Below are 6,554 nucleotides of genomic sequence, written 5' to 3' on the forward strand. Positions count from 1 at the left end.
CGCCCGAAGGACGGCGCCGGATCAGGCCTTGTCGGCCTCCTCGGTCGTCGCCACCGCCGCGTCGGTTTGGGACGCGGCCTGCGCCCGCTGCCGTTCGATGAGTCGGGCCGTATAGATGGAAATCTCGTAGAGAAGGATGGCCGGCAGCGCAAGACCGATCTGGGAGACCGGATCGGGCGGCGTCAGCACCGCGGCGACGACGAAAGCGATGACGATCGCGTATTTTCGCTTCTCGGCCAGCGTCTGCGCGCTGACCAGGCCTGCCCTGACGAGCAGCGACGACACGACGGGAAGCTGGAACACCAGGCCGAAGGCGAAGATCAGCGTCATGATCAGCCCGAGATATTCCGAGACCTTCGGCAAAAGCTGGATCGACACTTCGCCCTCGCCGCCGCCCTGCTCCATCGCCAGGAAGAACCACATGACCATCGGCGTGAAGAAGAAATAGACGAGGGCCGCGCCGATCAGGAACAGGATCGGCGACGCCACGAGGAACGGCAGGAAGGCGGCACGCTCGTTCTTGTAGAGCCCCGGGGCGACGAATTTGTAGATCTGCTGGGCGATGATCGGAAAGGCGATGACCAGCGCGCCGAACATCGCGACCTTGATCTGGGTGAAAAAGAACTCCTGCGGCGCGGTGTAGATCAGCTCGACGTTGCGGTGGGTCAGCCCCGCCCAGTTCACCGCCCATTTGAAGGGCAGGACGAGCAGGTTGAACAGCCCCTTGGCGAAATAGAAGCAGACGAGGAAGGCCACGAAGAACGCGCCAACCGCCCACATCAGGCGCTGGCGCAGTTCGATCAGATGTTCGATCAGCGGCTGGGGCTTGTCTTCGATCTCGCCGCTCATGCCTCGTCCTTCTTGGTCTTGCGTCGGGTGGCACCGGCGGCCTTCACGGTCGGCGTCGCCTTGGCCGCCTTTGCGGCGGTCCTGCCGACCTTGGCGACGGGAGCGGCCTTTGCCGCAGTGGATGCCTTTGCGGTTTCAGTCGCCTTCGCCGCGGATTTCGCGCGGCTCTTCGTTGCCTTCGGCAGGTCGGCGACCGCGTTTGCGGCGGTGTGCTTGACCGGCGCGGCGCTCCTTGCCTCCGTGCTCTCGACAGGGCCGCCCTTGATCGGCTCGGCCGGCGTTGCCGTTACGGCGGATGCGGCCGTCCCGGCCGTGCCGACCGCCGCAAGCGCGGCCGGCGTCACGTCACCGGGCGCGGCAGAAGCGGCCGATGTCGCAGTACCGTCCGTCGATGCGGCGGATGCCGTCGAGGTCGCCTTCTGCAGGTCGGCCTTGATGTCGTTGCCCATCTGCTTCAGCGGATTGACCGCGTCGCGGATGGAATTCATCGGGTTGAGGCTGCGGGCGTCGGCAATCGTCTTCTTGACGTCGTCGAGTTCCGCCTCGCGGATCGCCTCGTCGAACTGCTGGCGGAATTCGCTCGCCATGCCGCGCATCTTCGTCGTCATCCGTCCGAAGGTCCGCAGCATCTGCGGCAGATCCTTGGGGCCGACGACGATGATCAGGACGATGGCGATGACGAGAATTTCTGTCCAGCCGATTTCCAGCATGGGGCACTGTCCTCAAGGGCCACGGAGGAGCCCCTCCGCGGCCTGATGCCGGTTATTTGGTTTCGTCGGCCTTGTGATCGACGGTCTTGGCGCTCTCTGCGGCTGCCGCCTCGTCGTCGGACATGCCCTTCTTGAAGCTCTTGATGCCCTTGGCGACGTCGCCCATCAGCTCCGGAATCTTGCCACGGCCGAACAGCAGCAGCACCACCACGAGGACAATCAGCCAATGCCAGATGCTGAAGGAACCCATTTCATAACTCCCTTTGAAACCCGTTACCCCGATGTAAGACGTTCAACCGTCTTTTTCAAACACTAGTATGTCCCGCTCGTTAACGGAAACGGTGACGTCGCGCAATCCGTGGGCAAGCTGCCCGGCCCGAATGCGGGCACGCAGCGGCTGGTCCGTGCCCGGCACCGCGAGGTTCAGAAGCTCGACCACGCCGAGGAACCGTCGCGACAGGATGCGCGCCGGCAGGCTGCCGCCCTCCTCCGACACCTCGATACCGGACAGCCGCACGGCGATCTGCACCTTCGCACCGTCGGCGAGGCCCGCCGCCGGCACGCTGCCAAGCGGCGTTTCGACACGCCGGCCGCGCACCACGCCCGGAAACTCGTTGATCTCGGAGAAGAAGGCGGCGGCGAAGATGCTTGCCGGCCGGAGATAGAGTTCCTCCGACGTGCCGACCTGCACCAGCCGGCCGTCGCGCAGCAGCGCGATGCGGTCGCCCATGCGCATCGCCTCCTCCGCGTCATGCGTGACGACCACCGCCGTCGCCCGCGAATGCCGCAGGATCGCCAGCGTATCGGCCCGGATCTGGTCCTTGAGGCGCGAATCGAGGCCCGAGAAGGGCTCGTCCATCAGAAGCACGCCGGGGCGCGGCGCAAGCGCGCGGGCAAGCGCCACGCGCTGCTGCTCGCCGCCGGAAAGCGCGTGCGGAAACTTCCCCGCATAGTGCGAAAGCCCGACGCGCTCCAGCGCGCGCTGGGCCTCGTCGACAGCCGCCGCGCGCGGCATCGCCGTCAGGCCGAAGCGCACGTTGTCGAGCACCGACAGATGGGGAAACAGCGCGAAATCCTGGAACATCAGCCCGACACCGCGTCGCTCCGGCGGCAGGAAGACGCCGGGCCCCGCGATCTCGCGGTCGTTGAGCAGCACGCGGCCGCGGGCCTGCGCCTCGATGCCGGCGGCGACGCGCAGGAGCGTCGTCTTGCCGGACCCGGACGGCCCGAGCAGGCACAGCATTTCGCCGGGCTCGGCCGTCAGCGTGATGCCGCGGATCGTCTCCTTGCCGTGATAGCTGTGATGAATGTCGTCGAACTGCAAACGCGCCGCGAAGGTCACCGCCGAAGGCTTGATCGTCTCGATGCCGTTGGAATCCGACGGATCCGAAGCCATATGCCCTGCCATCCCCGTATGCTGCGGCATTACCCTGGCTGACCCGTCGGCAATCGTCGCATTCCAGCGGCTGCACGCGTCCGCGAGGGACCGCCTGCCCGCCATAACCTTCCGCTATTCGTCTTCTTTTCCGCCCGGTGTCAAGAGGCCGAGTTCCTCGAGGTCGAGCTGGGTGATCGGATCCTCGTCCTCCGCATACTCGTCCTCGCCGAGCGGCAGCGGCACCTGGAAACTGGACGGGATGCGACCGGAAAGCAGGCCCGCCCCCTTCAATTCCTCGAGACCGGGCAGGTCACGCAGGGCCTCGAGGCCGAAATGGTCGAGGAAATCGCGCGTCGTTCCGAAGGTAACCGGGCGGCCAGGCGTACGCCGGCGCCCCCTGAAGCGCACCCACCCCGCCTCCATCAGCACGTCGAGCGTGCCCTTCGACGTCTGCACGCCGCGGATGTCCTCGATTTCGGCGCGGGTGACGGGCTGGTGGTAGGCGATGATCGCCAGGACCTCGAGCGCCGCGCGCGACAATTTGCGCACCTCCGTCTCGTCGGTGCGGATGACGAAGGAGAGGTCGGGGGCGGTGCGGAAGGCCCAGTGGTCGCCGACCTGAACCAGCGTCACGCCGCGCCCGGCATAAAGCGCCTTCAACTGCCGCAGCACGTGCAGCACGTCGACGCCGCGCGGCAGGCGTTCGGCGATGTAGCCTTCGCTGACCGGGCCGGCGGAGGCGAAGATCAGCGCCTCGGCGATCCGCGCGGCCTCGTGCAGCCGGCGGGGATCGACCACGGTGCCCGTCTCCGTGTTCGCCGTCCCCTCGTCGTCGCCGGAGGCTTCAGACACCCGTATCCGCCTCCCTGTCCACCGGAACCGGCCCTCGCCGCAGGTAGATCGGCCGGAAGGCACCGTCCTGGCGGATCTGGAGCTGTCCCTCGCGCACCATCTCCAGCGTCGCGGCGAAGGCGCTGGCGATCGCCGTGACGCGCTCCTTCGGATCGCTCATGTAGCGCAGCAGGAAGTGATCGAGTGCCGTCCAGTCGTCGATCTCGCCGATCAGCCGGGCGAGCACTTCGCGGGCCTCGGCAAGCGACCAGACGGTGCGCTTCTCGATCGTCACCTGGGTGATCGCGTGGCGCTGGCGCAGCGACGCATAGGCGGTCAGGAGGTCGTAGAGCGAGGCGTCGAAGGCCGAGCGCCGTTCGGCCGGGATATGTTCCGGCGCGCCACGGGCAAAGACGTCGCGGCCGAGCCGGTTGCGGTTGACGAGCTTGGTCGCCGCATCCCGCATCGCCTCCAGCCGCTTGAGGCGAAAGGCAAGCGCCGCCGCCATCTCCTCGCCCGACGGCCCGTCGTCCCTGGCCGGTTTCGGGATCAGCAGGCGCGACTTCAGGTAGGCGAGCCACGCCGCCATGACCAGATAGTCAGCCGCAAGCTCGATGCGGATGCGCTGCGCGCTCTCGACGAAGACGAGATACTGCTCGGCGAGCGCCAGGACGGAGATCTTCGCGAGATCGACCTTCTGGGTGCGGGCAAGGTGCAGCAGCAGGTCGAGCGGCCCCTCGAAGCCGGCGATGTCGACGACGAGGCTTTCCTCGCCGCGCGCCCGCCCGGCATCCTCCTGCCACAGCGCATCCATCGGCGTCTGTGCAGCGGCCAGATTTGCGTCGTCCTTCGCCTTCGGTCCCTGCACCCTCTCGCCCGTTCCCTTCACGCCACCGCGATCATCGCGTTGAATTCCTCGCGCAGCGCCGCCTCGTCCGCGCCATCGGCCGCCGGAAGGCCGGCACGCGCCGCTTCGGCCCGCCTGCGGCCCTCGCCGGACAGCGGCCCGACATTTTCCGCCACTGCGATCATTTCCTCCATGATGCCGTGGCAATGCAACACCATATCGAGCCCGGCCGCCACGATTGCGCGCGTGCGCATGGCGATATCGCCCTTGAGTGCGTTCATCGACACGTCGTCGGACATCAGCAGCCCGTCGAAGCCGATATGGCCGCGGATGATCTCGTCCACCACTTTCGCAGACGTCGTCGCCGGGTTGGCCGGGTCGATGTCGGTGAAGACGATATGGGCGGACATCGCCATCAGTTCGTCCTTCATGCGCATGAAGGGCACGAAGTCGGCAGCTTCGAGCTCGGCGCGCGACGCATGCGCGACCGGCAGGTCGTGATGCGAATCGACCATGGTCCGGCCGTGGCCGGGCATGTGCTTCATGACGGGCAGCAGGCCGCCGGCCTTCAGCCCGTCCGCCGCGGCCCGTCCCATCGCCGCGACGATCTCGGGCTCCCGGCCGTAGGCGCGGTTGCCGATCACGTCATGCACGCCCGGCACGGCGACGTCGAGCACCGGCAGGCAGTCGACATTGATGCCGAGGCGGGCGAGATCGAAGGCATGCAGCCGCGACATCAGCCAGGCGGCCCTCAGGCCGCGCGCTTCGTCCTGCCGGTAGATCGCGCCGAGCGCGGCGGCATTCGGATACTGCTGGACATGCGGCGGCTTGATGCGCTGGACGCGCCCGCCCTCCTGGTCGATCAGGACGGGAATGTCGCCGCCGCCGCCGATCGTCTCGCGCATCTCCGCCGTCAGGTCGGCGACCTGCGACGGATCGGCGATGTTGCGGCCGAACAGGATGAAGCCCCAGGGCCGCTCGTCGCGGAAGAAGGCCTTTTCGTCTGCGGTGAGTGCCAGGCCCTTGCAGCCCGAGATGAAGGATTTCGATTCGCTCATGGGCCGAATCATAAAGCCTTGCCGGCAAAAGGCGAATCCCCGCGCCGCATCCGTGCACAGCAAAACTGCGGCGGGGCCGCGACGATCGCGACCCCGTATCGTGCCGTGAGCTCGTGTGTGTCAGCGCGTCACGAGGCAGCTGCCGCCGGCACCCTTGTAGCGGGCGCAGAGCGCATTGGCCTCCTCGCGCGACCCGGCCGGGATGCGGACGCGGAAATAGGTACCCTTGTTCGGGATCTCCGCACGCCTGATGTCGACACCGCGACCGCCGATGACGCTTGCGAAGCGCGACGACAGGTTGTCGTAGGAGCGCTTGGCCTCCGCCTCCGACGGCAGCGAGGCGATCTGGATCACGTAGCCGCCGGGATTGGCGACCGCAGCCTGCTGCTGCGTCGTCTCCGCGGCGTCGGCCTGCGCCGCCGTCGCCTGAACGGCATCGTCCTGCTGGACCCCGGTTGCCGCCGCCGTCTCGCGGACATTGCCGCGATCCGTTACCGTGCCGACCACGTCGACCGGCTGGTCGACCGGACGGGTCACCGGGATCGGCGTCGTGTTGCCCGCATTCGTCGCGTCGGCATCGCCCGCCTCGGCCGTCGCGGTTTCCGTCGCCGTCGCAGTGCCGATCGTCGTGGTCTTCACGACCCGCACCGGCGCCGTTTCCTCGACGTCGGCCGTCGCGACTTCCTCGAGCGGCGACGTGCCCTCGGCAGCCGTGCCCTCGGCAGCGGCCTGCTCGGTGCGCAGCGACGCATCGGCGTTGTCGGCAGCATCGGCGGCAACGGCATCGGCGGCAGCATCACCCGGAACCGCGCCGGCAACCGCCGTCGCAGGCTCCGCCTCGGAGGCGGCATCCGGCGTCGGCTCGGCGAGCGCGGCACCGC

At 67.8% G+C, this 6,554-nt stretch carries 8 protein-coding genes; all 8 read right to left on the reverse strand.

Annotated elements, in window-relative coordinates; all coding sequences use genetic code 11:
- Positions 1-21: 21 nt before the first annotated feature.
- Entirely contained in the window at positions 22-849 is an 828-nt protein-coding gene (gene tatC / locus LXM94_RS19340; RefSeq protein WP_235773100.1) for a twin-arginine translocase subunit TatC, read from the reverse strand.
- Entirely contained in the window at positions 846-1,559 is a 714-nt protein-coding gene (gene tatB / locus LXM94_RS19345) for a Sec-independent protein translocase protein TatB (protein ID WP_235773101.1), read from the reverse strand. The genes tatC and tatB overlap by 4 nt, the downstream gene beginning before the upstream one ends.
- A gap of 52 nt (positions 1,560-1,611) precedes the next feature.
- On the reverse strand, positions 1,612-1,809 hold the full coding sequence (locus LXM94_RS19350; RefSeq protein WP_235773102.1) for a twin-arginine translocase TatA/TatE family subunit: 198 nt from the start codon (positions 1,807-1,809) through the stop codon (positions 1,612-1,614).
- Between the two features lie 42 nt (positions 1,810-1,851).
- Positions 1,852-2,955, reverse strand: coding sequence for an ABC transporter ATP-binding protein (locus tag LXM94_RS19355; protein WP_235773103.1), 1,104 nt, complete (start codon positions 2,953-2,955; stop codon positions 1,852-1,854).
- A 114-nt stretch (positions 2,956-3,069) separates the two neighbouring features.
- Positions 3,070-3,735, reverse strand: coding sequence for an SMC-Scp complex subunit ScpB (gene scpB / locus LXM94_RS19360; RefSeq protein ID WP_235773106.1), 666 nt, complete (start codon positions 3,733-3,735; stop codon positions 3,070-3,072).
- A gap of 46 nt (positions 3,736-3,781) precedes the next feature.
- Positions 3,782-4,582 (reverse strand): segregation and condensation protein A, encoded by an 801-nt coding sequence (locus LXM94_RS19365; protein WP_235773107.1) that lies wholly within the window; start codon positions 4,580-4,582, stop codon positions 3,782-3,784.
- A 71-nt stretch (positions 4,583-4,653) separates the two neighbouring features.
- The gene (nagZ, locus tag LXM94_RS19370) at positions 4,654-5,673 is read right to left on the reverse strand and encodes a beta-N-acetylhexosaminidase (RefSeq protein WP_235773104.1); all 1,020 of its coding nucleotides are present in this window, start codon (positions 5,671-5,673) and stop codon (positions 4,654-4,656) included.
- Between the two features lie 120 nt (positions 5,674-5,793).
- Positions 5,794-6,554 (reverse strand): SPOR domain-containing protein (locus LXM94_RS19375; RefSeq protein WP_235773105.1); only part of this gene is annotated, 761 nt, incomplete at its 5' end.

Source organism: Rhizobium alarense (genome assembly GCF_021555155.1).
Lineage (GTDB): Bacteria > Pseudomonadota > Alphaproteobacteria > Rhizobiales > Rhizobiaceae > Rhizobium_D > Rhizobium_D alarense.